The sequence below is a fragment of the Methanocalculus pumilus genome (genome assembly GCF_055382585.1).
Window position 1 is genome coordinate 225704 of record NZ_AP042393.1, and the last position, 26015, is coordinate 251718.

The following is a 26015-nucleotide window of genomic DNA, read 5'->3' on the forward strand; positions in this document are numbered from 1 at the left end:
TCGAGGAATGTTTTTTGCATTGGAGCGCAAATATATCTCCTTCAGTGCGAGTGTTACCGAGAGGCCAAAGGTGATCGACTCAAGATCGATTCCCGTAGGGGTTCGCAGGTTCGACTCCTGCCACTCGCATCAGGATATCAGGCTCGATTCTTATCAAGTAGCAGTATCTGCTTGTAGACTTCCCACCTTCTTACTTTGAGAGGGTTATTCTCTTATAGAATTAATAAATAGCACGATTTCATCGACATTAGTATATGGGTTTGTCCGGGTGGAGAAGAGGTTCGACTCGTTACCCTGATGATATTGCCTGAGCTTTAGAGCGTTTTCCAATGCCCGATGTTCATTCCTGATTAAATTATCAAATATCTCTCCGACATTGGGTTTTGTGTATTCCTTTTCAAACTCACGGAGTTTGGTTATTGCCTCTTGTGATCCGAGTTTACCCTGAAGATATCGATAGTGGAGCAGGAGCCATACTTCAAAATCGGGATTTGAATGGACAAACTGCATATGGGATCTCAGTGTCTTATGTAACTCCAGCTGCTTTTGAGCCTTCTCTATCTCCGAATCTGAAAGGGTATCTACATCAAACACACAGAATATCCTGTCCTGGCCATTTAGAGGGGGTAAATGTGTTTGAATGTAACCCTCGGCATATTTGATGTATTGGGATGGGGATTTGATGTTTGGTTGTACCGTTACGATTCTGATATTCCGATTTCCATGAATCTCTCTCTTCTTCAATTCGAAATAATTGAGTTCTGTCTCTCCGTCAGAGAAGATGATGAGCAAGGTTCTTAATGGTCGCAGCTGGGATCGTCGCGTACGTACCACATTACAACCCCCTTTCCATGATATCCGGCAATCCCCCGTACCTTCCTGAAAAGTAGTTCTTCTCTATTGACCGATCCAGCCTCTTTTCGTAATCAAAAAGGGAATACAGATCGGTGTTTCTGGTTTGTTTCTTCTTTTCAGTAAACCAGATCTGTTCCCTTCGGAAGATATCGGCTGATAAAAGCCGCGTATTATGGGTAGTTACAATCAACTGTGAATTCATCCTGTTGATCTTATTGCTATGGAAGAGACGGAAGATGTACGTGATTAAATCCGGGTGGAGCCGTGTATCAAACTCGTCAATAATAAGGACTCGCTGATGATTCTCAAATGCATCCAGGAATAATCCAAGCAGGTTAAAGAAGATCTGGGTTCCAGCAGATTCAAATTCGGAGAATGTATTTGTGATCTGATGGCCGTCATCCCGGGTATGTACGCTCTTTAATTCTGATGTCATTATAGCTCCATCAGGAAGAGGTTTTTTCGTATCTTTTTCAATGAATTGAATGATGATATCGGGAATATCTGTTCTCTTCAGGGTTTTTATAGTGCCTGATACATCATGAATATCAAAATCGGCAAAATTTAGCAGATTAATTATTTTATCCTTATTCTCCTGTGATCTGTTCATGTAGTTAATCGTGTATCGGTCACCAATATCCATGATGGAATCCAGATAATTTAAATTTTCATTAAACCACTTAAATACCGGTCCAAAGGGTTTGTATTCATTATTTGCTTTTGAGAGGAAGAGGACATTATTTCCTGTGTGGCGAAAAAGCCCCTGTTGCTCATCATCATCCTGGTATGTCTGGAGATTGTTTTGATCCCGGATAAAGATCGTCTTTTCGCTTTTTCCTTTGAAATACACGAGTTCTTCGGATATTATTTCATCTGCATTATAGGAGAATGAATAGCGGTATTCAGTTTCATCGATGATGAAGTTAAGTGAGAAAGTTGTTGGTTTCTCTGCATACTCAGAATTCAGGATGAATGGAAAATATGGGATTTTATCTCCTTTATTGAAATTTCGGGACATACGAACAATAAATTGCATCAGGTTAAGAGCGCGGATCTGGTTTGTCTTTCCTGATGCATTCGCTCCAAAAATGACAGCGCTTTTTAGTAACTTGGTAACCCCCGGAACTCCATCAACCCGGATTAAGTTCTCCGCCTTCTTCCTCTCTTTCGAAGGTACCATGCTGAATGTTGTCTTTTCAGAGATGGAACGGAAGTTTTCCACACTATATTCTATCAGCATATACTATACTCAGATCTCCTGAGAGATAATGGTATTGGTAGATTATACGATTTTTTCGTAGAATCTCTCAATGTTGTAGTGTCCATGAAAAACCATGCATTTGCCATCATATTGTATTATCTATTCAAAATACACTCCCCTCGCCATAATCTGTGAAGTGAAGAGGGTTCCATTTGATCCATCTTTTTTCACATCTGCTCCAGCATCTCCAAAAGCTCCATACAGTAAAACCCCTCGTTCCGAAACTCTGCGACATCTTCAATCTCCCGGGCAACAACGCCAAGCGTTACCTGGTAGGAGAGCCCCTTCACTGCGGGTAGTTTTGCTTTTAATGACGTGAGAATGGAATATGCCTCGGAGCGGGTGAGTGCCGTGTTCTTGATCTCAATTGCAAGATCTGCCTCCTCGGATATTGCGAGGAGATCGATCTCGTCGCCCCGGCGGTTCCACCATGAGCCGACTGCATCATATTCCGTGATGAGACGTTCCCTGAGAAGGGTTCGCACCATCTCTTCAAATGCAAACCCGGAGAAGCCCTTCCACTCATCTTTGATCAGGTTCAGCAGCTTCTCATAGCGGCCGGACTGGTAGAGGCTTCTGTTCCTGTAGATGTAGCGGGCATAGAGCCGGAAGAAGTTATCTGATAGGATGTACCTGCCCATCTTCGAGCGCCTGCCCTTCTCGGTGACGGGGGTGCGATACTCGATGATTCCGAGGAGATTGACAAGATCCCGGAGATAGGTGGGAAGTGATGTAGGGGCGATATGGATGGCATCCGCTATCTCTTTATGCGATTGTTTCCCTGAGGCGATTGCAGAGAGTATCTCATAATAGGTTGTATGTTCGCGGCCGAACTCCTCGACAACGATATCCCTCATCTCCTGTGCAAGCGGAGCAAAGTTATTAAGAAGCAGACGATTGAGTGCACTCTCCATATCCGTGCACCCGAACTTCTCAAGATATGTATAGTAATAGATGGTACCACCAAAGAGGAGGTAGAGATCGAGGCGATCATCTGGTTCCAACACCCCGATATCGCTGAGGATAGCGAGGCAGTCCTGCGGTCCGAATGGCTTGAGGGTAAGGATAGTGTCTGCCCGCTTGAAGAGGGGGGCGCCGCCTGAGAGGAAGATCTCACGGATCATGCCGACCGATGATCCCGATACAATGATGAAGAGTCCGGAGTTTCGCCTTGAGGTATCCCAGCACCGCTGGAGCTGTGAGATGAAGGAGGGATCAATCTTCTGGAACCGCTGGAACTCATCGAAGACGACAACAAGCGGCTCCCTGTACGCGAAGAGGAATTCAAGGAAGGCTTCCGGGGTCTCGAACCTGATGTAGCCGGGGAGATTCAGGGTCTCCCTCATCAGCCGGGAGAATTCATCCAGCAGGCTCCCGATGCTCTTGTTTGCATCCACATAGAAGTAGATGGCAGGCTTCTCTTTGCAGAACTCAAGGATCAGCTCTGTCTTTCCAACCCGCCGCCTGCCGGTGACGACGAGGAAAGATGGGCTCTGTGCATAGAGGTGCTCCATCAGCTTGAGCTCCTCTGTCCTGCCATAGAATTTCATAATGATTATGGTTGTAATTATTATAGATATAATTATTGTTGGGGTTCGGAGCATGAACTTATAGTATACTATAATAAAAAGCCTGAAAAACTTTCAGTATACTATAAGTTTTATCATCCCCCCGGCACAATAGTATCGTAGAGGTGCATGATGCAGGGGCTGTCAAAACTCGCGATCCTTGAGATCCTCGGGGAATGGAACTACTGGAATCGGGACTTTGAAACATATGTGCAACGACCGGCATATCGTTCCATCCTTGAGCGGTACAGGAGATCGAAAGAGATCGTCGTCCTGACAGGAATACGGAGGAGCGGAAAATCAACGCTTTTGAAACAGGAGATGGAAGCACTTGCAGAGAGCCGTGATAAGAAAGAGCTTTTGTATATCAATTTTGAAGATCCCAGGCTCTCTGAAGATGCAGATCCTGATACCCTCGATCTTCTTCTTGAGACATACAGGGAAGCGATCAACCCTGACGGCGAGGTCTTCCTCTTCCTTGACGAGGTGCAGAATGTTGACCGATGGGAGAAGTGGGTCAGGAAAGCCCATGATCTGAAGAAGGCGACGATCTATATCACCGGTTCTTCATCAAAGCTCCTCTCCGGCGAGGTGGCATCATCGATCAGCGGGAGATATCTTCAGATTGCCGTCTATCCTCTCAGATTTTGGGAATTTCTCTCTTTCAATGGCATTGAATGCCGGACTATCGCTGATTACTCAACGAAAAGGAGAGAGATTAATCAGCTTTTTGATAATTACCTGAGATATGGTGGTTTTCCAAAGGTCGTCCTTGTTGATGAGGATCTGAAGAAGGAAGAGCTTCTGTCGTATTTTAACACGATCCTTTTGCATGATATTCTGGCACGCTATGGTCTGAAAAACTATGATATGCTGAAGAAACTCGTTGAATACATCCTGACAAATGATACGAAACAGAACAGTGTGAACAGTATCAGTAAGGCGCTTTCGTACAACTATGCCACCGTATCCGATTATGTCGATTACCTCAAAGCAACCTACATGATAGCGGAGCTTCGAAATTATGATCACTCCCTGAAGAAACAGCTGAGAAGTGATGTGAAATATTATTGCATCGATACCGGTTTTGTCAATGCAGTTTCTTTCCTCTTCTCCGAGAATATCGGCCGTTTATACGAGAATATCGTCTTCAATGAGTTCGTCCGCCGGGGGCAGGGGACAGGTCTCTTCTTTCTGAATGAAGGGGGGTATGAATGCGATTTTATCACGCAGGAGAAGGGCAGGATCACCGGTGCATACCAGGTCTGCTATGAGCTGCATGACAAGAATATGGAACGGGAGGTCGCCGCTCTCGTCATGGCCTGTAAAAAGTTCGGCCTGACGGAAGGGATGATCATCACCGAACACCAGCAGAAGACAATGATGGCTGATGGAGTTAGAATTGAGGTTCTGCCGGTGACGGCGTTTCTGGTGGGTTTTGGGTGAACATTCAGAGTGGATCTCAATGTACCCACCCCTTACACCTCATTCTCTCACGTGTCTCCTCAGCCACACACCCATATCTCCTCTCCCCTGCATTCCATTTCAGAGATCTTATCATCCCTTACGGAAAAGTTAGAATGAAACGGAGGATCATTCCGGCTATGGTTCCTGGCATGGCCTCCTGAAAGAACGGTCATTTTGACAGGATCAGGTCTTGTGCATGATTATCCTCCATGGTTTCTGGACGCCAGACTGCCCCGGAGTCATCCGGGTCTGGGGTGAAGATACCACCGCCCCACGCAAGGGAGAGAAGAAGCGGGGGCGGCGGCCGAAGATCCCCCCGGTTCGCCCGCACCCGTTTGCAGCAGACAGGTTGTCGCTCTATAGCATAATACCCGGTATCGGGTATCCAATCGATAAATCACCAGCAGATGAGAGTGATTCAGCCACCCTCCTCCTTCCATCATCGGGATCGTTTCCTCTCCCCTCCCCTGAATGTGGGGATGGATCGGCGCAGGATATATCCACAATCCTGGCCCCGTTCACTGTCCCTGTGCTCTCTCTCCCGCTCTCGCTTTCGGATCTGGCAGATCTGCCTTCAGAGCTTCCGGTTGGGAGAACACTCCGGTTCTGGTCGTCGGCGGCACGATATGCATGCGATCTTGTCATTCATGGTGCATTCCTCCCCGGCCCTGCCGGGTGGGAGGCACTCATCCAGGATACAAACCGGCTTGATGCGGTTCTCAGGACATGCCCCCCCGCCTGCCGGATCTGGGCCGGGGATGGGATCGATGATGCGGCCCTCATCACCTCATTCCTCAACCATGCAGTCCATGACATAGTATCTTCGGGGATAGCCAATCTCGATCTCCTCCCCCCAAAACGTGGCCGGAAGAGGAAGATCCCCCTCCCCGAAGAGGCATGGATACAGCAGCTCTCCGGGACACCAACCTCCCTTCCGGATGAAGCAGACGATACAACAGCATTCAGGATGATTGTACGGGAGTGGATCGATTCTGGCTCCCTCCATTCCAGAACCCATAAGGAAGACACTATACTTAGGGGCTGCTTCCTGCTTGAAGATCCACAACCCGGAGAGAAGCGGTGGAAGCTCACCTTCAATCTCGCCGATCCGGATACCTCGTCTTGCCTCATCCCTGCGGAAGATATCTGGAACGGCACCGCCACCATTACCTCGCGAGAAGATCCTGCGGATATACTCCTCACAGAACTCGGTATGGCTGCCCGGATCTACCCGGAACTGAAGGCAGGCTTAAAAACTGCACGGCCGATGGCTCTGTCGCTTGATACTTCCGGTGCATATGGTTTTCTCACCGGGGCAGCCCCTCTCCTCATCGATGCCGGGTACTCTGTCATCCTCCCCGCCTGGTGGAAGAAGACCGGGGTAAAACCCTCGGTCAAGGTCTCGGTTACAAAAACCGAATCAGAAGGGCGGTTCGGCCTCAGGAGTATCGCCTCGTACTCGTGGAAGGTTGCACTCGGAGATACCGAACTCACGCCTGAAGAGTTTGATGAGTTGATGCGGCAGAAGATCCCGCTCATCCAGATGCATGGGCAATGGGTCTCCATCGATGAATCCGGGATCGAGAAGGCTAAAAGGGCCTTTGAGAGGAGATTCGGCACAATGAGCGTAGGCGATCTCCTCAGGCTCTCCTCAGGCGCAGATCCCGATCTGCCGGTTGCGGAGTTCGTCGATACCGATGGCTGGATGGGATGGCTCCTCTCTGAGAAGGGCGAAATGGCCCCGGTTCCCGTGCCATCCACATTCCGGGGAACCCTTCGCCCCTACCAGGAACAGGGGCTTGCCTGGCTCTCGTACCTCACCCGAAACGGGATCGGCGCATGCCTTGCCGATGATATGGGGCTTGGGAAGACGATCCAGATCATCGCCTATCTTCTTGCCTGGCAGGAGGAGGTTCTGCCTGCCCTGATCATCTGCCCCACCTCACTTGTCGGCAACTGGAGGCATGAGATCCAGCGGTTTGCACCGACTCTCAGAATCCACACCCATCACGGTTCTGCCCGCGATACAGCCCTCCTCGGCGATGCTGATGTGACGATCACCACCTATCCGCTCGTCGTCCGTGATCTTGAGGAGATTAAATCCCATTCATGGAAGGCGATCATCATCGATGAGGCACAGAATATCAAGAACCCCCAGACAAAACAGGCACGGGCGGTCAGATCGCTTGCAGCAGATCATAAGATCGCCCTCACCGGAACCCCTGTTGAGAACCGGCTCATCGAGCTCTGGTCCATTATGGAGTTCTTAAATCCCGGATACCTCGGCTCAATGAGGGCATTTAAGGAGCAGTATGCCGCACCAATCGAGCGGTTTAATGATCCCGAACGAACGAGCCAGCTCAGAACCCTGATCCGCCCGTTTGTCCTGAGGAGGATGAAGACGGACAAGACGATCATATCCGATCTCCCGGAGAAGATGGAGATGAAGGTCTACTGTACCTTAACCCCCGAACAGGCGAGCCTCTACGAGGGGGTGGTGCTTGAACTTCTCGGTATGGTGAAGGATCGGGAAGGGATCGAACGGAAAGGTCTTGTCCTCTCTGCCCTGATGAAGCTGAAGCAGATCTGCAACCACCCGGCACTCTTCCAGCAGGATACCGTGGCATCCTGTGATCGATCCGGAAAATGCACACGGCTTCTCGAGATGCTTGAGGAAGTGCTGGATGCCGGGGAACGGGCACTCATCTTCACCCAGTTCCCTTCATTTGGAGAACGGCTCATAGATCTGATCACTGAGCGGTGCAATGTCCCGGTCCTCTTCCTCCATGGCGGCACTCCCACGAAGGAGCGTGATGCGATGGTGAAGCGGTTCCAGGGAGATGGCGGCCCGCCGATCTTCCTCCTCTCCCTGAAAGCTGGCGGCACCGGGCTGAACCTGACGGCTGCAAACCATGTCTTCCATCTCGATCGCTGGTGGAATCCTGCGGTTGAAAACCAGGCGACCGACAGGGCATTTCGGATCGGGCAGACGCGGGATGTGCAGGTCAGGATGATGATCACGGGCGGCACACTGGAAGAGCAGATCGACGAGGTGATCGAAGGGAAGAAGAAACTTGCCGGATCGATCCTCTCCGGCGGGGAAGACTGGATCTCAACCCTCTCTGATGATGAACTGCGTGATCTCCTCATGCTCAGGAAGGAGGCGTTCTCATGAGCTACTGGTATCCATCATATGAGAAGACCTCGCCGATTGCGGTGAAGAATGGAATAAAAGCAAAGAGCAAACGGGGGGCTATCGGAGACAAATGGTGGTCGAAACGGTTCATCTCCGCACTTGAACGGATGGGGAATGCCGCCCGGCTCCAGCGGGGCCGTTCATATGCCCGGAAAGGGCAGGTGATCAGCCTTCTGATCCAAAATGGCTGCGTGGAGTCAAAGGTGCAGGGCTCCCGGAGGTCACCGTACTCGGTCTCGATCCGGCTCCGGTCTTTTACCGAGAGTGAATGGACGCGGATCTTCGATACGATGGCCTCAGAAGCGCTCTACTCGGCACAGCTCCTTGCAGGGGAAGTTCCTGCCGAGATCGAGGAGATCGTTGGAAAGACCGGGTTATCTCTCTTCCCGGATTCACATAAGGATATCACGACGGCCTGCTCCTGCCCGGACTGGGAGAATCCCTGCAAGCATATCGCCGCTGCCTATTATCTCCTTGCCGAGCGGTTTGATAATGATCCGTTCCTGATCTTTCAACTCAGGGGCAAGACGAAAGATGAGGTGCTGGCAGCTCTCCGCTCCAGGAGGAAGAAGGTGTCTGATGAGCACCCCACACAGGCTTCTACAGGCTCCCCGGCAGGCGGCAGTGATCCCCTCTCCCGGTCAGGGGAGGGTGAAGCCGCTGCTACCGGATTGGGAAGAACAGTGGGTGCAAAGGCAGGAGCAGCGGTTACAGCAGATCGGTTCTGGAAGAATGAGGGTGAACCGGCTGAGATCGCCTTCTCCATCACCGACGGTTTGGAGGCGGAGTTTGCGGCATTGCAGCTCTGCGGAGAGGCCCCCTTCACCATCCGGGGAGCTGATCCCGTAGATATTCTCCTCCCGGTCTATCCGGCAGCGAGGAAGAGGGCATATGAGATGGCAATCGGCAGCATGCTCTCTGAGGAGGATGCCTATTCTGAGGAGGAATGTGATGACGGGAATAACATGTCTGGAGATCATATTTGAACATAAGAGGTGGAATTACTACCCCTGGCAACGCCCCCCCAACCTACCCTCCTCACAGGAATCCCTGCACAAGATACCTTTTTATCTCTCAAAATAAGAACCACACTCAGAAGAAAAGGAGCAGTCAGCATGTCCACCGTCATCAGAGCAACCGATCTGGTCAAAGACTATGGCGATCTTCGCGCCGTTGATTGCATCTCTCTGGATGTTCAGGAAGGAGCACTCTTTGGGTTGCTTGGACCAAATGGTTCCGGGAAAACAACGATGATCAAGATGCTGACCGGGCAGGTACAACCAACCGCCGGCTCCGCCTCAGTCCTCGGAATTGATGTGGTTGCAGATCCTGTCGGGGTGAGGAGGGGAATTGGGATCATCCCCGAACAGGAGACGCCCCCGAGTTTCCTCTCGGCAATGGAATACCTTGCCTTCGTTGGAGCCGTCAGGAAGATCCCGGATTGTGCAGAGAAGGCAGACTGGTGGTTCGATTTCCTCGATTTTGCAGATAAGAAAGATGTCCTGTGTAAGGATCTCTCACGTGGCACACGGCAGAAGCTGATGTTTGCCCAGGCATTTCTTCATGAACCAATTCTCGCACTCATAGACGAACCGCTCATCAACTTCGATCCGATCATGCAGGATCTCATCAAGGAATATCTTGTTGATTATGTGAAGAACGGAAGGACGATATTTCTCTCAACCCATATCCTCGAGGTGGCAGAGGAGATCTGTTCGGAGTTTGCCATTCTCCATAAGGGAAAACTGCTTCATTGCGGCCCTGTTGCCGAACTGATCGCAGATGGAACAGATCTCCCCTCCTTCTTCCTCTCGCTTGTCAGGAAGGGCTACCATGCTTGATCTCTTTATCGCAATGATGAAAGAGGAGTGGCGGATGCATTCCACGATCTTTGGAAGCCTCTCGTTTGCCCTTTTTCCAGTGATGATCTTTGGGATCGCGTTCATGGCTTCGTTTCTGATACCAGTAATCCAGATCTCCCTTCCTCCCGGATACCTCACGCTGATCATCCACGCAAGCTACCTGATGCTTGGCGTGATGGTCGGGGGGTTTGGGCTGCTTGGCAGCGAAGTGATGAACCGGCGGTTCGGGCAGGTGAGCCTCCTTGCCTATTCTGCACGGAGCCTGCCGATCTCAGAGATGATCATCTTCCTGAATTTTGTGGTTAAGGATACCGTCTACTATTTCCTCCTCTGGGTTCTTCCGTTTGGATTCGGGTATATCCTGGCATCACCCTTTACAGGGGTTCCGATTCTCTCAGCTCTCCTGCTCCTCACAACACTGACACTCTCGTTCCTCTTCGGTCTCTGTGGTATCTTCTTCCTCTCGTCAGTCTATGCACGATCGAAGGCAATCTTCTGGATCCTTCTTATCCTCCTCTTCATTGGTATCGGGGGAACTGTTCTTGTGACTGCGATTAACCCGGCCCTCTTCTTCCCGCCTCTGCTCATCTATAACGCGCCTTCGGTTGCGAGCCTTCTCCTTGCAATGCTCGTTCTTCTCCTCCTCTTCGCAAGCGCAACACTCCTCTTCGAGCCGGTCTCTCCCGGTTCTGCAAAGAGATATACCGATGCATTCACCCCCCTGTTGAAAAGGCTCTCCATACTCCAAAACTCCCCGCTTGTTGCAAAGGATCTCCTTGATCTCTATCGGAGCGGGAGCCTCATCGGCCAGACGATCTTCTCATTCATCCTTCCGCTCCTCGTGATCTGGTTCTTCCTCTCCCTGCTCGCTGATTTTCTGCCGCCACAGGGTCTCATCTTCTTAATCGCGATCACAACCGGCGTCATCGCATCGACGATGTATACGTGGGTGACCATGTTCGACAGCGTCAGCTCATATGCCTGCCTTCCAATTGATGTCAGCACGATCATTACTGGCAAAATCACCACATTCGCGATCCTCCAGGTGATCCCGGCCCTCTTTATTATTGTTGTAGCGATCTTCTCAGGAGATGGGATCTATCTGGTACCCTCTGTTATCCTCTCACTCTCGGTCTCCTTCTATGCAACAGCAGTGATGGTCTGGCTCTCAGGGCTCTCCCCGAACGTGCTCGTCTATGATGTAAAAGTACTCGCTACATACCTCGTTCTGGTCGGGATCGCCATTGCCCTCCTGACAGCAGCCGGGTACTCAAACGCTGACTATGCCTATCTGGCAGTCCTCCTTGCTATTCCGGCATGGTACTTCATCCGGAGGGGGAGAGCCCGGTGGAACGCGGTGGAGCCGGAGGGGTTCTGAGGAGAAGATGGAGTAACGAAGATCTGTTTGCGGCAGAGAAAGGGATCAGATCTCAGCCTTAATCTTCCCCCATCCCCCTCTAGGCACCACCATCTCAAACCTCGCTCCTCTTCCATATTCTCCGGTCTCTCTAATGGTAATCCCGGTGATTGCCAGGATCTCCCGAGAGAGGAAGAGCCCAAGTCCGGTATTCTCTCCATAACCCCGTTCGAAGATCCGCTCCTTCAGATCATCAGGGATTCCAGGGCCATCATCTTCCCAGATGATAACAAGCTGCCTTTCCCGTTCCTCGCATCGGATCTCCACCCGGCTCGCCCCTTCGGCATGCCGGAGGGTATTATCCATGAGATTTTCAAAGACCTTCTCGATCATCGGATCGGCAAGCACCCGATAACCGATGCAATCGGCAAAAGAAGGCAATTTGGAGCCGTATTTTGTCGCAATGAGGTCTTTGAGTGCATACCATGCCGCCCGCTCCACACCGAGCTCCTGATAGGTGCGGGTGAACTCGATCTGCCGCTGGATCTCATTGCCTGCCCTGTCGATCTCACTCAGGTATTGCGAGAGCTTTGGATCATCAACCTCCGGTCTCGTCAGGTCGAGGTACGCCTGAAGGACCATAATCTTGTTCTGGATATCATGGCGGGTGATGCCCGAGAGTATCTGGAGTTTCTTGTTGGCGGTCCGCAGGGCATCTTCTGCGAGTTTTCTTTCGGTGATATCGGTATCGGTTCCCCAGTACCCAATAAGGTTGCCGGAATCGTCAACAAGTGGAATTCCGCTTGTGCTGATCCAGAAGAGTTCCCCTGACTTCCGTATGGCACTATGTTCAAACTCTCGTAACGGCTCTCCCCGGGCAAAAACCTCCATTACGGCTCGTTTGAACTCCTCACGGTTCTCCTCAGGATGCAGGTCGAAAAAATGCAGCTTCCCAACGATCTCATCCGGCATATACCCGATTATCGCCTCGGACTCCGGACCGATTGATGTAAAGAGCCCCTTTGAATCCACTTCCCAGATATAGGCGCGGGTCTGGTTTGCCAGGAGTGAAAAACGGTATTCATTCCTCTCTCTCTCTTTTTCCGCTCTCCTCCACTCGGTGATATCCCGTGATACCCCGATAATACCGGTCGGCTGCCCATCCCGATCCCGGAGGAACCGGACTGCATTCTCAACCAGTATCGTCGATCCATCTTTCCGGTACTTCTCAAACTCTATGTGAATCGTCCTCTCAGGATCTGCCTCTCCTGTAGCTTCAAGCGCCATCTCCCCGGCAAATTGTTTCTGTACCGATTCAAATGACCCGGGCGTCAGCATCTCCTGTAAGGACTGCCCCATCACCTCCTCCGGGGTATATCCCCACATCTTTTGGACAGAGGGGCTTATATACTGGATTTTGAGGTTGAGATCAGCGATCCATATCGTATCTGCGGTATTCTCTGCGATGAGCCGGTACTTCTCCTCGCTCTCCCTGATTGCACTCTCTGCCCGGTGGAGATCAACCGCCTTTCGTACTTTCCTCTCAAGTTCGGCAAACTGTGACTTCGGATCGCCGCCTTTCTGAATATAGAAATCTGCGCCCGCCTCAAATGCTTCGATGACGACATCTTCCCGCCCTTTTCCGGTGAAGATGATGAACGGGGTTGAGTCGCCCCTCCCCCTCAGGACCCGTAAAAATGCGATCCCGTCCATCTCCGGCATCTGGTAATCGGAGACGATTGCATCATAGGATTGCGTCTCCAGCAGGCGAAGTGCATCAATTGCCGTCTCCTCTGTATCAACCCGGATCCCGGCGCTCCGCTCAAGAAATGCCTTTCCAATCTCAAGGAGCGCCGGCTCGTCATCCACGAAAAGGAGAGAGATCGACTGATCAGCGGATCCGGGGGATCGCATATCTGTGAATTGGTACCATGAATAATAAATCTTGTTCTATGAATCTCGAACCGGGTGGCTGAGATGAATCTACGCCATATCCCATGGAACTATCAGTGCCCTCTGAAAAACGAATTATTGGTTCTTATTCAGCCCCGGATGCGACCTTACCGGGCACCAGTCCGCCTCATGCCCTCCATGATCTGCAACCCAGCGGAGCATCGGGATTAAGAGCTCCCTCAGGCTGCACCCATCCGGCGTCAGCGTATACCTGACTGTCGGAGGTGATGTCCCCTCAACCCTGCGATGGACGATCCCGTTCTCTTCAAGGCGTTTGAGCGTATCTGAAAGAGTCTTCGGGCTGATCCCGGTGAGGGACTTCCTGAGCATATTAAAGCCCATCTCATGGTCATTGCCAAGGAGTGCTATGATCAAAAGCGCCCATTTCTTTCCTATCACATCAAGGAGTCCATAGAGCGGGCAGAAGCAGATATCATCGGGGTAACTGGATTCAGTCAGGGAAATCACCTCTCTTCAGGGTAACGTTCTGGTTTATTGGTATAAAAAGTGTATCTGGTTCTATAGATGAAGTTCGAGGTTGTTCATGGGACATTGCTGTTGTCATATCGAATATAACGGGCCCTGGTATCTCTATCCTCAGCTGAGGAATGCTCTTCTGGCGGGGGCGCTGGTGCTGATTAATGTCATTCTCCTTTCTCTATCAGTCATAGATGGGTGGCTTGGGCTTCCACTCTTTGGGATCGCCATCCTCCTTGGCGGCTATCACTGGGCACGGGAAGGAGTGGAGGAACTCTTCCATCACCAAAGGATCGGGATCGAGTTTCTGATGATCGCAGCCACAGCCGGTGCAATAATACTCGGCCTCTTTGATGAGGCGGCGATTCTTGTTGTTCTCTATGGGATTGCCGAAGGTATCGAGGAGTATACCATCGCAAAGACCCACTCATCGATCCGGGAGCTTCTGAAGCTTGCCCCCAAAGAGGCACGGGTGATCCGCGATGGAAGAGAAACAACCATCCCTGCCGGGGAGCTGCTTCCCGGCGATCGCTTTGTAGTCCGCCCCGGAGAGGCGATCCCAACTGATGGCATCATCATATCCGGTAGCTCCGATGTTGATGAGGCGGCGGTAACTGGTGAATCTCTTCCTGTTCACCGCTCTTTCGGCGATCTGGTCTATGCGGCCACCGGGAACCATACCGGGATGCTGACTGTGGAGGTGACGGCACCCTGTTCCGATAATTCGATCGCCCGAATGATTCACCTTGTTCAGGAGGCACAGGAGAGGAAAGGGAGGACACAGAGGTTTATAGAACGGTTTGGTGAACGATACACCCCGCTTGTCTTTATTGGAGCTATCCTTCTTGTCATTGTTCCTGGAACACTCGGGTATGGATGGGATGAGTACCTGTACCGTGCCATCGTTCTCCTCATTGCAGCAGCACCCTGTGCCCTTGTCATCTCAACCCCGGTTGCCATTGCTGCCGGTATCGGTACTGCGGGGCGGCGGGGGCTTCTCATCAAAGGTGGAATCCACCTGGAAAATCTCGGGTCCATCAGTGCGGTTGCTTTTGATAAGACCGGTACGCTCACAACCGGGACTCCTGGCATAACCGATATCATATCCTTTACAAAAAGCGAGGAGGAAATCCTCAGGTATGCCGCATCGGTTGAAAGCTGCTCGATCCACCCCCTTGCACGAGCAATACAGAAGGCTGCATCTGATCACAGATACGCTCTCTTCGAGATAACTGATGACTGTATAACAAACGGCGCCGGTGTCCATGCAGTGATAGGGGGAGAGCGGATCTCTGTCGGCCGGCCGGATATCTTCCCCGTCACTCCCATCCAGATATCATTGATTGATACCCTCAGGAGAGAAGGCAAAACTGTTGTTCTCGTCGGTACCGGAGAAGAGGTCTATGGCGCTATCGCCCTCCGTGACAATCTCCGCCCTGAGGCACAAGCAGCCTTTGAAGAACTCAGGAAGATGGGTATCGCTGTCATCATGCTCACCGGCGACACAGCAGAAACAGCAGATGCAGTTGCATCTCCGCTCGGCATCGCCGAGGTTCGATCCGGCCTTCTGCCTGAGGAGAAGATAGCTGAGATTCGCCGCCTGAAAAAGAGGTATGGCGGGGTTGCGATGGTGGGTGATGGGATCAATGATGCTCCTGCACTCGCAGAGGCGACCGTCGGGATTGCTATGGGTGCAATCGGGAGTGATGTTGCGATCGAGGCGGCTGATGTTGCACTTATGGCAGATGATCTCGGCGGAATCCCCGATGCAATCCGGTATGGAAAGAGATCACGTTCGATCATCAGGCAGAATATCATCTTCTCCTGCCTCGTCCTGGGCCTTATGATACCGGCAGCCGCACTTGGGATTATGAGCGTTTCGGTAGCGGTGATACTGCACGAGGCATCCGAACTGCTTGCTGTTGCAAATGGGCTTCGAATGGCTGAATTATCGACGTAAGGGATATCCATGCTTTTGATCGATCTCCCGATGATCCTTCATCAAAGCAGATATTATCCCTTCCATCTCCTATTGACAGACTACGCCGATTCCTTGTGAGCTCTCCTCTCTCATCGATCTTCTCTGGAGGCGGGATATGTACCTCCCAATTGATCCGCGGGTCGCCCTTGTGTTTGTCATCTGCATCATACTCAACATTCTGCTCAGTATATTTCTCCTCTTATCAGGTTTCTTGGATATCACCCAGATCCTCTTCTTCATCCTGATCATCCTCGCCTGCCCAATCCGCAGAGCGTACCAAACAGCTTTTCAAAGACGCTTGCATTCCCAGGATAATTTCCGGTGAATGAGACAGATGCGACCTCTCTCGCACCGATCTCCTGGATTTCTGGTGTGGAAACATTCATTCACATCACCTGATCTGTGTTGTATCTCAAAATCTGCAAGGGATACAATAAACACCGTACGCTGAGTTTGAAAGTAAAAGCGCCGGGGATTTGCCAATTCCAAAACCATGATATGATCATCCGTCCTAGTGGTATCTTAACGGCCCAGCCGTTATCATATGGAGGATAAAAAATATGAAGAAAGGATTTGCAGCAGATATTGAGACAGAGACCGTAAAGAACACTGATTTCAGGAGAGTCCTGTATACCGGGAAGTACAGCCAGCTTGTGCTGATGTGCTTAAAAGCCGGCGAGGAGATCGGATCAGAGGTGCATGACGATATCGACCAGTTCTTCCGCTTCGAGGAGGGCGAAGGAAAGGTCGTCATCGATGGTGTTTCACATGCAGTCAAAGACGGCAGTGCCGTTATTGTTCCTGCCGGAGCAGAACATAACGTGATCAACACCTCACAAACAGCCGATCTGAAATTATACACCATCTACTCCCCCCCAGAACACCAGGATAAGACGATCCATAAAACAAAGGCAGAAGCAGAAGCTGCACACGAGCATTTCGACGGCAGGACGACGGAATAAAACCCTCAAACCAAACCCTCTTTTTATTTAATCAAGGGCGTATCATCCCGAAGACTGCGTCAGGAGTTCCCTGAAACCAGGAATCTGCTGGGGGGACTCGTTCTGGTCCCCGTCGTATTCCTTGCAACATCGGGACAGGTGAGCCTTGATGCTCTGAAAGAGTATGTTGACTCTCAACTGGAGAAGTGAATGATTATCTCCTACAAGTATCGGGCATATCCTGATGCGGTCACTGAGGCAGAACTGAATGCCGCACGTATCGCCCCGATACCGCCCCCCCGCAACAACAAATACCAGACCGGCTCCCCGCTCATGCGTCCTGCGGTTAATGACACCAGCCTCTTTTGGCATGGCATAACCGGCTGCATCATCTGCAAGATAGAGGTGATCACCTGGATGTCGGGCTGATCCTGATAAACTCCGGCAACGAACCCATCGGTGTAGCTATGGATCCCCGCTGCATCAGATAATACCTGCGGGAATCTTCTGGCATCTTCACAACCCGATCAACAACACTTTTCCCGGAGGAATTCAATCTTTTTCCATGAGAATTATTCTCCCCGCTCTCTTCTGCATCATCTGCATCCTCGCCGCCGGCTGCTGCGGCTCACCCGAATCACTTGATTCTTACCAGAGCAGCTACTCGTACGAGGCGACAATCGGCTTCACAGAACCCCTGTACAATGTGACGCTCCTCCTCCCGTATCCCTCCACGGGATTTGATCCCCTCCTTTCTGACTTCTATGGCATACCGGATGGCTGGGAGGCTGAGATTGTCACCATCGATGAAACGCGATTCCTCTCGATCAAAGCAGACAGAATGATTCCTGAATATCGCGGGATGCCGATTGCAATCGAGCCGGATCAGGAGATCCTTCCCCCCACAATGCCGCCATCCGATCACTACAGCGAAGAGACACCGATCCTGATGCCGGAGAGTTTCGGTATCCGGTATGATCCCGGCAGGACCATTCAGACGAAGCATCCGGAAGGAACCGAACCCCTCCTCCCTTTCACCCCCTCTGAAGGTGGATGCAGCATCATGGGCATGGGCAGGGATCCCTCCCCCTGTACTGCAATCACAAGCCCTGTGTATCTCTCCTATGAGTCCTCTCCAGACACAAGTGTCGAGATCTGGGTTCGGTTCTCAGGCAGCAACGAGTGGTGGAGCCTGGGATGGAGCGGGAATGGCTACTCCCAGCTCTCGTCACTCCAACTCAGAGGCCCGCATGACGGGTGGAATGAGATGCAGGGGGATATGGTGACTGGAACCGGGAGATACTAACTCTCTTATCCGGAATCTCCCCGCTCTCCCTTCTCCGGGAGAATGTTTATATGTCTCTCAGTATAAATAGGGGTGTATGAAACATCTGTCAATTATTCTCTGCCTCTTCCTCCTTCTTGCCGCCGCAGCTCCTGCTGTTGCTGCAGAGCAGGGGGGGAGGCCGGATCAGGTGGCGGGCACACGGGGTCCGCCGGATGACACGGAGAACCAGTCTGTGGGGCCTCTGTCTGTAACGTCTGCACAGGCCGGTCCTCCGGTGGAATCGCCGGGTGCAACAGTCAGTGTGAGAGTTTTAGCAAACACCTCCCAGCATCCGGAGAATCCGGCGAAACTGAGAGAGATGATCCGCACCCGACAGCAGATACAGGCAGAAGAGGCACAGGCGCTCCCCTCGCATGCACGGGCACGGTATGCCCATGAGAATCAGGTCAGGAATGCCGTCTTCGCCCTCCTTGCCGCTGAGAACATGACCGGTATCGGTCCGTTCGTTGCCGAAGTTGCCCGTGAGTACAATGCCTCGGTGAATTCCCAGTGGGGAGATGAGGTGGCAATGGAGCAGAGATCCGGTATCATGCTGTCGCTCTTCGGCGGTGACAGGGAGGCGGCTCAGCGGATCAGGGTACAGGCAGAAGAGAATGAGCGGCGGATAGAAGAGATACATGGTATCATCCTGACAAACTCATCAACCGATCCCGAACTCAGAACGATCCTCCTTGAACAGCTCGATTTGATGGAGGAGGAGCAGCGCCGCCTCAAAGAGAGGGCGATTATTGAAGAGCAGAAGAAGGGATTCTTCAGCTGGATCTTCGGCTGAGCCGAATCCATTGGAAGGCAGAACAACCTTCCATCATACATCTTTTTTAGTTTATGGGTCAACAGATACTGGTACATTGCCACACCTGTTCTCTGGTAATGTGATCCAGAACAGGGCCTGTAGCTTAGTTGGTTAGAGCGCCCGGCTCATAACCGGGCGGTCATGCGTTCAAATCGCATCAGGCCCATCTCTTATAATCCGCTCCATGCTTCATCCTCCTCGGGTAAAAGCCAGTCCTGAATGAGTGTCGACTCACGTACGGTGACAGTTTCCGGAATGTTTCGTCGACTCCGGGATTTGAGAAAACGGATGAAGTCAAGGACTTCATGGCATGTACCGGGTGGGAGATCGTTTAACTCACGTAGGATCTCCTCTTTTATCTGGCTCACTCTCACATCACCTCAGGTATCGATCATCTGGCAGCTCTACTGATAAAGTTCTCTTCCGAATCTGACTGGATTTAGTGCAATAGGCGCGCATACAAAACCCCTCCGATCCCTCTTCGCATACCTTCCCGGATCACGGGTTGCCATAAAAAAACTGCATTTTTCTTCTATTCTCCATTCAATCCGGAGCAATCGTGCATCCCCCCTCAATCCACAAGATGCTGATCCTTTATCTTCTCCCGCTCCAAGTGGGGTGTATGAAGTGCCCGGTTTGTGGTGATGACTGCGTCTCCGATGCCTTTGACCTGATCAATACGATGGAGACGATCTTCTCGCCCTGTCCCCGGTGCAGGGGCAGGCATCTTGACAAGAAAAGCCCTCCCCCCGATTATATCCCTCCCGATACCTGTTCATGCGGGAAGCGGTTCATTGATGATGTGTATGCGGTGATGTATAGGATTGGTGTTGAGGAAGGGGATCTCACCGGTTCCGAGCCTCTAAAGGAGGTCGGCACCCCGCTTATTAATCCTGGTTTTGTCCTGCATGAGGCGCCATACCTGCCCCGTCACTCGCTCGTCCTCCTCACCGATCAGTTCAGCAAAAAAACCGCAGAACGTATCGTCGCCGAAGTCCCGGAAGTCAGGGGGATTATTCAGGACAATCATATCATACCCGGCATCACCGATCCCGATTCGGATCTTCCTCCAAAGACGCATACCCTCCTTGCAGGCTGTGATGTCAGGGCAAACATCTTTGCAACCCAGGTCGGCCCGATCGTCATTTACAAACAGTCATCAATGATGCATATCGAATTCCCACGCCCGGTAAATCCAAAGATCATCTCTGTGGATCGGAAGGTCTTTACAAAACGGCCGAAGACCTTTGTTGATGCCTGCTGCGGGGGCGGCACACTCGGTATTGTAGCCGCACGGCTCGGCGTGCAGAACCTGATCTTCAATGATGCCTGGTATGCAGCTGCATTCTGGACCGCATTCAATCTCAAGGTGAATCATGCCTACCTTGGGATTGATGATGTGGAGATATTCGAGAGTTATACTGCGATGGCGGATACGCCGGTGAGGAGTGAACCCCATCTTGTTGCAACCGCCCGTGGCGGAATCTCGGCAGAGGTCTATCAGGGCGATTACCGGCTTCTCTCACCTCATATCCCCGAGGGAAATGTCCTGACAGTCATCGATCTCTTTGACAAGGCCTCCCGTGATATGGTGGAGGAGACCATCAGTGAGTGGAAAGCAAAAAACCATGGGGATGTATTTATCCCATAAAAAAACCTATGATTTACGGGAACTAGCCCGGGTGGTTAGACGTCACCTGTCACCCGAAACCGTCGACATGCGGGGGGCGAAGTCTGAGGAAGGCTGAGGCAGCTTCCGGGAAGCAGTATCTTCCGACGTAGAAGCCTCGTCCTATGAGGTCAACGGCCAGGGACCAATCCTCCGGAGGGGGGTGAGGCCTGTTGCTGCGGGTACCGGTTCAGGCCCGGAAGGGAGCAGACTTACCGCAGACGTCTGGCGCCCATAGGGTAGCGGGGTGGAGAAGGGAGGTCTGTGGAACGGCGGTATGTGCTGTCGACCGATGACGCGTTCCCAATATGCTGATTTCTATGGTGAAAGTAACGATCATCGGAGCGACAGGCCAGGTTGGTTCATATGCAGCCCATGCGATATCCCAGATTCCGCATGTGAAAGAGGTGAGCCTCTTTGGCCGTGATGGAAACCAGCTGTACCTTGAAGGGCTGGCCCGCGATCTCAAAGATTCATTTGCGGCACGCGGAACCAATACCCGTATCTCATGGAGTTGTGATGAGAAAGATCTCCGTGGATCTGAGATCATAATACTGGCATCGGGTGCTGCCAGAAAGTCCGATCAGAACAGGCTCGATCTCGCAGTCGATAATGCACGGATTGTCGCAGGATATGCGGAGAAGATCGGTAGAAACGCATCGGAAACACTTCTCTTTGTCATTTCAAACCCGGTCGATGTCATGACCGCAGTTGCCCTCAGGTACTCAAACCTCCCGCCACACCGGGTATTCGGGCTTGGGACGCACCTTGACTCGATGCGGCTGAAATCCTGTATTGCAGAGTTCTTTAATGTCCATGTCTCGGAAGTCCACACACGGATCATCGGAGAACATGGCGATTCGATGGTGCCTCTCTGGTCTGCAACAACGATCGGCGGTATCCAGATTAACAACCTGCCGGCCTTCTCGCACATCCCCAAAGAGGAGATGATGGAGCGGGTAAAGACGAGCGGATCGCTGATCATCCGGAACAAAGGATCAACCGTCTATGGTCCGGGCGATGCGATTGCCACCATCATCAGGACGATTGTTGAGGATGAACACAGGATATTAACCGTCTCAGCATTCATCCAGAAGGAGGTGCATGATATCGGGAGTGTCTGTATCGGTGTTCCTGCACGGATCACGCGGGGTGGAGCATTTCCTGTACCAATCAAGCTATCTGAAGATGAGCTTGAGGCATTCCGTAACTCAACCGAACAGATTCGTGAAGTTACGCATCATGTCTTCGAGTTACTCGAAGAGAGCTATCATTCCTCAGAATAATTCTTCAAAAAAAAGTAAATTTAGATCATCCGGCTGAGATCGACGATCTCTACACGGTCGATTCCAGGGATATCATTAAATTGTGATTCAATCCCTTCTGTTGCGCCTTCTTCATCCTGGATGACCGTTGCAACCTTTAATGCAACAAGGCCAAACCCGATAGGCTCGTCCCTGATATCTGAGACGCCCGGGATCTTCTCACGGATCGCCTGTTTTAACGCCTCGAGATCAACATCGGTCGATTCCGGCATCACTTTCAGAATAACTGCTACTGCTCCCATATTCAGGGCCCCTGGAATCCGCACTTCTGGCAGACATATGGTATGCTCTGTAATCTGCACCTGGCACACCGGCGGATAACCTCGGAGCACTCTGGACATTTAAATTCGGTAGCACCTCGCTCAGCGAGCGGGGCATGGCATGACGTGCACTTTACTGTTGACATAGTCGGACTCTCTTATATGGTTGGGATCAATCGGTTATAATCCCTCTGTCCGGGCGGGGATATAGGTGCCCTGGGAAAAATCCCCGGAAAGTGCCAGTCGGAGCTTCCCCTCTTTTCGGCCGTTCACAACAGCAGCCCTCACGTTATGCTCGAGGATGAAGGGAAGGAAGGCAGTATCAACAGTATCGGTTGCGATGGGTTCTGTGACGATATCAATCTTTATTCCATCCAATATCAGTCCATCAACTGATTTGAGGACGATCAAAGGGAGTCCTGATCGCCATGCAACCCATGCGGCGATGGTATCGGATGTCACATCCCACGTGTGTGGAAGGGGATCTTCTCTTCTGAGAAGACAGTATGGCAGGAGGACCGACGTCCTGTTGTTCTCCCCCGGTTGATCAACTGCGGGGATGCCAAACGATGCGATTCTGTGGCCATACTGCTCCATTGCCGAGATTGCCATCCAGTGCGCGGCATCGGGACCGGGATCGATCAGACGGACTGCATCGGCTCCGGCTCCACCTCCGGGAACGATCAGGAGCCTCTTTTTAGACTCGAGAAGTATCGGAACCAGTTCCGGCAGCATATCGGCGAGGCTTCCCCCAACCTTCACCACATACCCATCCATATGAAGAATAAAACCGTGACGGCAATAAAGGAATAGATCGAAAACTCTCCATGCGTACGCCCCTCATCCTTCTCCTCTTTATTCTCTTCTTCATCCCTGCTGCTGCCACCGCCGGGATCACCGTCACCGCGTTCTGCCCGGATCCCTACCTCCCCTATGATCCCGATGAATTCATCATCCTCACCGGGCAGGGGAGCCTGGAAGGCTGGACGATCACCGATGGTGAAGGAACACTCAGCTTCCCACCCGGGACCCGGATCAATGGGGATCTCGTTCTTGCCCGTCAGGCAGAGGCATACAAAACCACCCATGGGATTTATCCGGATTTTGAATGGGAACAATCGACAGATAACGTTCCAAATCTCATCCATATGGATCGGTTCATCCTGGCAAATACAGAGGATGAGATAGAGCTCTGGTATCGCGGCACAAGGCAGTTTGAGATCGCCTGGCCACGAGACGTAAAGCCGCGTGAAGGGCAGATCCACCGGATCGTCGATGGCGTCTGGAACCCGCGCCCGTTTCTGATCGGGCAGAGCGATTTTTCACCGATCCATATTGAAGGCGTCTCTGCCACCCTCTTCGTCTCCCCCGACTCAGCCTTTGAGGTGATGGAAGAAGCGATATCTTCAGCAGAACGCTCAATTGAGGTGAGCGTATACGAATTCACGCATCCGGGAATCGGCAAGCTCCTCATGGATGCGCAGAAGCGGGGTGTCGTGATCCGGATTCTCATGGAGGGATCTCCGGTCGGCGGCGTCTCCCCGGAACAATCTGCCCTCCTTACTGTCATGAACCAGAGTGGAATTGCTGTCGATTATATGGGTGTTTCCGGAGGTGAGAGATCGAGGTATCGCTTCCTCCACTCAAAGTATCTTATCATTGATTCTGAATCTCTCCTTATAACGAGCGAAAATATCAAGGAGAGCGGGATGCCTCTCCCCGGATATGCCGGCAACCGGGGATGGGGGGTCTGGATACATGATTCCCGGCTTGCAGACTATTTCGGGATGGTCTATTCCGAAGACAGCATCGGGAGGGATGTCGTCCCGATCTCTCCTGCACGGAACGCAGAGATTCCTGCCCCGGGTACATCCGATGCCCATACACAACGCTACAGCCCCCTCTTCATCGAAGGTGCAACGGTAATCCCGGTGCTCTCGCCAGATACCTCCCACCTGGTTCCGGAGATGATCGCAGGAGCAACCCGGACGGTTGAGATTCAGCAGGCATACATCAGCAACTGGACGAAGAATGCACCCAATCCATGGCTGGATGCCGCCATTGATGCTGCTCGCCGCGGAGTAGACGTCCGGATCATCCTTGATGCCAGCTGGTTCAATATTGAGGGTGATGCTGATAATGATGAGATGGTGGCATTCATCAACAGGCATGCGGAAGGAGCAGATCTTCCGCTTGAAGCACGGTTATATCAGGGAGATCGTGCCGGGATCACGAAGATCCACACCAAAGGAGTGATCGTGGATGGAAATGCCGTTCTTGTATCGAGCATCAACTGGAATGAGAACTCTCCCATGAACAACCGGGAGGCGGGGGTCATCATCAGGCATCCTGATGCCGCCGCATACTACCTGCGGGTCTTTGAAGAGGACTGGAAGAACGACTATCGCCCGGCAGGTCAGATATTCGCCCAAATCCCGGAGGAATGGCCTAAACCAATGATCGCTGTTGCCATCCTGCTCTTCTTTGCGGGAATTATCCTGGGAAAGCGGATCAGAAAAGATTAGGGTAATTTTTTCTTTTTCTTTGTGCAATTGCAGATATCACAGATGGTGATTGCGGAAGACTCCTCTTCGTTCATCACGGCAAATGCCCATCTGTCAAGCATGGCAGCGATATCATCAGAGAGTTCTATCTCTTTGGATCCACGCTTCCTGCTGAGATACTGTGATATGGCGGCGCGGGATATACCGAGACGGCGGGAAACTTCGCTCTGCCTCACACCCTGTCCGTTCACAAGCCGGTACACTAGCTCCGCCCTCATCCGGGGAAGCACGTTCCGTGCCAGTTCGTCACAGTGGGTGATATCGCAGAGCGGCTCTTTCATGCCGTAGCCCTCTGGCTATCTGCAATCCTGCATTCGTAGATGATCTGTCGTGCGTCCCGGAAGTTGAACTTTTCAAGGATGAGTCCCTGTTCCTTCAGCCGCTTGAGTGCATACCGGACTGTCCGGGGTGCAAGGCTGCTCTCTTTGACTATATCCTTATGTGTCATCGAACCACCCTGTTGGAGAAGGTGAAGAACCTTCTGCGAGGAAGGTGGTAGCATATGGGGGTGCATACCAGTATGTTAACGCTGTTAACATATCAACCTATCGCTTCATAAGAGATCAGGTAGACCTTTCTGGAATGGCAACTCCTGCGGAAAAGAAGGCAGGTATTCTTATTGTGGTTTCTCTTCTGGTGATCCTGGTCTTTCATCTTGCCATCCAGGGAGCAGGTCCTGCGTTCTTCTCACATCCCTATGATCCCGCTCTTCCTGATGGGAAACTGGTTGTGTGTTCAGGAACAATAGATGATATCAGGGCCACCTGGAGCGGCGGCCATACAATCATCATCCTCTCGGATGTAAAAGTCTTTATTCCTGGGGGAATTGATCCTCCTCCCCTCAGGATCGGCGATCAGATCACCGTCTATGGTCTTCTCTCGACCTATGATGGTGAAAGAGAGATAATCATTCAAAAGGGATCCGACCTCATCCCCGGTTAACGGGGTTCTGATTCGAAGATATCGGCATTCTTCTGGGTATCGAACTTCAGGCTGCCAAAACCCTGTTTCTTTTTCTTCTTCCCCCGTTCGCCTTCGATATCGGTATCAAAACCCTTCTTCTGATGCCGCCCCTCGACACCGGCTCCGGCAGAAAGGCTCTCATCGTCTTTAATCGTAATACGTGACATATGCAGGC

The 26015-nt window shown here is 51.8% G+C and carries 27 protein-coding genes, 2 tRNA genes and 1 other RNA gene; 18 read left to right on the forward strand and 12 right to left on the reverse strand.

The features are described 5' to 3' along the window. Nucleotides 1–46: 46 nt before the first annotated feature. Nucleotides 47–129, forward strand: a tRNA-Leu gene (locus ACZ44I_RS01120). Nucleotides 130–204: 75 nt separating this feature from the next. Here the strand turns inward: ACZ44I_RS01120 and ACZ44I_RS01125 are convergent. The 3 genes from ACZ44I_RS01125 to ACZ44I_RS01135 all read right to left on the reverse strand — a co-directional run bounded on the left by ACZ44I_RS01125 (nt 205) and on the right by ACZ44I_RS01135 (nt 3666). Beyond that, nucleotides 205–834: an RloB family protein gene (locus ACZ44I_RS01125; RefSeq protein ID WP_464549483.1), complete on the reverse strand. Its 630-nt coding sequence runs from the start codon at nt 832–834 to the stop codon at nt 205–207. Between the two features lies 1 nt (nt 835). Next, complete coding sequence (locus ACZ44I_RS01130) at nt 836–2095, reverse strand: AAA family ATPase (RefSeq protein WP_464549481.1); 1260 nt, start codon at nt 2093–2095, stop codon at nt 836–838. 188 nt (nt 2096–2283) lie between these two features. Further along, the gene (locus ACZ44I_RS01135) at nt 2284–3666 is read right to left on the reverse strand and encodes an ATP-binding protein (protein ID WP_464549479.1); all 1383 of its coding nucleotides are present in this window, start codon (nt 3664–3666) and stop codon (nt 2284–2286) included. A 147-nt stretch (nt 3667–3813) separates the two neighbouring features. On the opposite strand from ACZ44I_RS01135, the gene ACZ44I_RS01140 reads away from it, so the two are divergent. From ACZ44I_RS01140 to ACZ44I_RS01160, 5 genes are all read left to right on the forward strand, one after another. Next, complete coding sequence (locus tag ACZ44I_RS01140) at nt 3814–5130, forward strand: ATP-binding protein (protein WP_464549478.1); 1317 nt, start codon at nt 3814–3816, stop codon at nt 5128–5130. Nucleotides 5131–5347: 217 nt separating this feature from the next. Next, nucleotides 5348–8326, forward strand: a complete 2979-nt coding sequence (locus tag ACZ44I_RS01145; protein WP_464549476.1) for a DEAD/DEAH box helicase — start codon at nt 5348–5350, stop codon at nt 8324–8326. After that, the gene (locus ACZ44I_RS01150; protein ID WP_464549474.1) at nt 8323–9333 is read left to right on the forward strand and encodes an SWIM zinc finger family protein; all 1011 of its coding nucleotides are present in this window, start codon (nt 8323–8325) and stop codon (nt 9331–9333) included. Before ACZ44I_RS01145 ends, ACZ44I_RS01150 begins: the two co-directional genes overlap by 4 nt. Before the next feature lie 129 nt (nt 9334–9462). Next, nucleotides 9463–10188, forward strand: a complete 726-nt coding sequence (locus tag ACZ44I_RS01155; RefSeq protein WP_464549472.1) for an ABC transporter ATP-binding protein — start codon at nt 9463–9465, stop codon at nt 10186–10188. Beyond that, entirely contained in the window at nt 10181–11587 is a 1407-nt protein-coding gene (locus tag ACZ44I_RS01160) for a hypothetical protein (protein ID WP_464549470.1), read from the forward strand. The genes ACZ44I_RS01155 and ACZ44I_RS01160 overlap by 8 nt, the downstream gene beginning before the upstream one ends. A gap of 45 nt (nt 11588–11632) precedes the next feature. Here ACZ44I_RS01160 and ACZ44I_RS01165 read toward each other — a convergent pair whose 3' ends face one another. After that, complete coding sequence (locus ACZ44I_RS01165) at nt 11633–13480, reverse strand: hybrid sensor histidine kinase/response regulator (RefSeq protein WP_464549468.1); 1848 nt, start codon at nt 13478–13480, stop codon at nt 11633–11635. A gap of 114 nt (nt 13481–13594) precedes the next feature. Further along, nucleotides 13595–13987: a winged helix-turn-helix transcriptional regulator gene (locus ACZ44I_RS01170; protein ID WP_464549466.1), complete on the reverse strand. Its 393-nt coding sequence runs from the start codon at nt 13985–13987 to the stop codon at nt 13595–13597. A 76-nt stretch (nt 13988–14063) separates the two neighbouring features. On the opposite strand from ACZ44I_RS01170, the gene ACZ44I_RS01175 reads away from it, so the two are divergent. The 7 genes from ACZ44I_RS01175 to ACZ44I_RS01205 all read left to right on the forward strand — a co-directional run bounded on the left by ACZ44I_RS01175 (nt 14064) and on the right by ACZ44I_RS01205 (nt 19225). After that, nucleotides 14064–15956 carry a heavy metal translocating P-type ATPase gene (locus ACZ44I_RS01175; RefSeq protein ID WP_464549464.1) on the forward strand — a complete coding sequence of 631 codons (1893 nt, stop codon included), beginning with the start codon at nt 14064–14066 and terminating at the stop codon, nt 15954–15956. A 581-nt stretch (nt 15957–16537) separates the two neighbouring features. After that, entirely contained in the window at nt 16538–16939 is a 402-nt protein-coding gene (locus ACZ44I_RS01180) for a cupin domain-containing protein (RefSeq protein WP_464549460.1), read from the forward strand. A gap of 87 nt (nt 16940–17026) precedes the next feature. After that, nucleotides 17027–17128: a hypothetical protein gene (locus ACZ44I_RS01185; RefSeq protein ID WP_464576633.1), complete on the forward strand. Its 102-nt coding sequence runs from the start codon at nt 17027–17029 to the stop codon at nt 17126–17128. Next, complete coding sequence (locus ACZ44I_RS01190) at nt 17129–17347, forward strand: hypothetical protein (protein ID WP_464549458.1); 219 nt, start codon at nt 17129–17131, stop codon at nt 17345–17347. A 136-nt stretch (nt 17348–17483) separates the two neighbouring features. Further along, nucleotides 17484–18224: a hypothetical protein gene (locus ACZ44I_RS01195; protein ID WP_464549456.1), complete on the forward strand. Its 741-nt coding sequence runs from the start codon at nt 17484–17486 to the stop codon at nt 18222–18224. Nucleotides 18225–18300: 76 nt separating this feature from the next. After that, entirely contained in the window at nt 18301–19038 is a 738-nt protein-coding gene (locus tag ACZ44I_RS01200; protein ID WP_464549454.1) for a hypothetical protein, read from the forward strand. 113 nt (nt 19039–19151) lie between these two features. After that, nucleotides 19152–19225, forward strand: a tRNA-Ile gene (locus ACZ44I_RS01205). Between the two features lie 4 nt (nt 19226–19229). Here ACZ44I_RS01205 and ACZ44I_RS01210 read toward each other — a convergent pair. Beyond that, nucleotides 19230–19427 (reverse strand): hypothetical protein, encoded by a 198-nt coding sequence (locus tag ACZ44I_RS01210; protein ID WP_464549452.1) that lies wholly within the window; start codon nt 19425–19427, stop codon nt 19230–19232. A 254-nt stretch (nt 19428–19681) separates the two neighbouring features. On the opposite strand from ACZ44I_RS01210, the gene ACZ44I_RS01215 reads away from it, so the two are divergent. The 3 genes from ACZ44I_RS01215 to ACZ44I_RS01225 all read left to right on the forward strand — a co-directional run bounded on the left by ACZ44I_RS01215 (nt 19682) and on the right by ACZ44I_RS01225 (nt 22014). Next, nucleotides 19682–20710 (forward strand): hypothetical protein, encoded by a 1029-nt coding sequence (locus ACZ44I_RS01215; RefSeq protein ID WP_464549451.1) that lies wholly within the window; start codon nt 19682–19684, stop codon nt 20708–20710. 15 nt (nt 20711–20725) lie between these two features. Continuing rightward, nucleotides 20726–21035: signal recognition particle sRNA (gene ffs, locus ACZ44I_RS01220), an RNA gene on the forward strand. A 13-nt stretch (nt 21036–21048) separates the two neighbouring features. Then, nucleotides 21049–22014: a malate dehydrogenase gene (locus tag ACZ44I_RS01225; protein ID WP_464549449.1), complete on the forward strand. Its 966-nt coding sequence runs from the start codon at nt 21049–21051 to the stop codon at nt 22012–22014. 20 nt (nt 22015–22034) lie between these two features. On the opposite strand, the gene ACZ44I_RS01230 is transcribed toward ACZ44I_RS01225, so the two are convergent. From ACZ44I_RS01230 to ACZ44I_RS01240, 3 genes are read right to left on the reverse strand one after another with little or no spacing between them, the layout of a single operon-like run. Then, nucleotides 22035–22295: an elongation factor 1-beta gene (locus ACZ44I_RS01230; RefSeq protein ID WP_464549447.1), complete on the reverse strand. Its 261-nt coding sequence runs from the start codon at nt 22293–22295 to the stop codon at nt 22035–22037. A gap of 2 nt (nt 22296–22297) precedes the next feature. After that, nucleotides 22298–22459: a zinc finger domain-containing protein gene (locus ACZ44I_RS01235; RefSeq protein WP_300333234.1), complete on the reverse strand. Its 162-nt coding sequence runs from the start codon at nt 22457–22459 to the stop codon at nt 22298–22300. A gap of 34 nt (nt 22460–22493) precedes the next feature. Beyond that, complete coding sequence (locus ACZ44I_RS01240) at nt 22494–23090, reverse strand: amino acid kinase family protein (protein ID WP_464549444.1); 597 nt, start codon at nt 23088–23090, stop codon at nt 22494–22496. Between the two features lie 50 nt (nt 23091–23140). On the opposite strand from ACZ44I_RS01240, the gene ACZ44I_RS01245 reads away from it, so the two are divergent. After that, the gene (locus ACZ44I_RS01245; protein ID WP_464549442.1) at nt 23141–24838 is read left to right on the forward strand and encodes a phospholipase D-like domain-containing protein; all 1698 of its coding nucleotides are present in this window, start codon (nt 23141–23143) and stop codon (nt 24836–24838) included. Here ACZ44I_RS01245 and ACZ44I_RS01250 read toward each other — a convergent pair. Continuing rightward, nucleotides 24835–25158 carry a transcriptional regulator gene (locus ACZ44I_RS01250; protein ID WP_464549440.1) on the reverse strand — a complete coding sequence of 108 codons (324 nt, stop codon included), beginning with the start codon at nt 25156–25158 and terminating at the stop codon, nt 24835–24837. The genes ACZ44I_RS01245 and ACZ44I_RS01250 overlap by 4 nt on opposite strands. Beyond that, nucleotides 25155–25391 (reverse strand): winged helix-turn-helix domain-containing protein, encoded by a 237-nt coding sequence (locus ACZ44I_RS01255; protein WP_255333401.1) that lies wholly within the window; start codon nt 25389–25391, stop codon nt 25155–25157. The genes ACZ44I_RS01250 and ACZ44I_RS01255 overlap by 4 nt, the downstream gene beginning before the upstream one ends. A 68-nt stretch (nt 25392–25459) precedes the next feature. On the opposite strand from ACZ44I_RS01255, the gene ACZ44I_RS01260 reads away from it, so the two are divergent. Beyond that, on the forward strand, nt 25460–25819 hold the full coding sequence (locus tag ACZ44I_RS01260) for a hypothetical protein (RefSeq protein WP_464549437.1): 360 nt from the start codon (nt 25460–25462) through the stop codon (nt 25817–25819). On the opposite strand, the gene ACZ44I_RS01265 is transcribed toward ACZ44I_RS01260, so the two are convergent. Then, nucleotides 25816–26007, reverse strand: a complete 192-nt coding sequence (locus tag ACZ44I_RS01265; RefSeq protein WP_464549435.1) for a hypothetical protein — start codon at nt 26005–26007, stop codon at nt 25816–25818. The genes ACZ44I_RS01260 and ACZ44I_RS01265 overlap by 4 nt on opposite strands. Nucleotides 26008–26015: the final 8 nt, after the last annotated feature.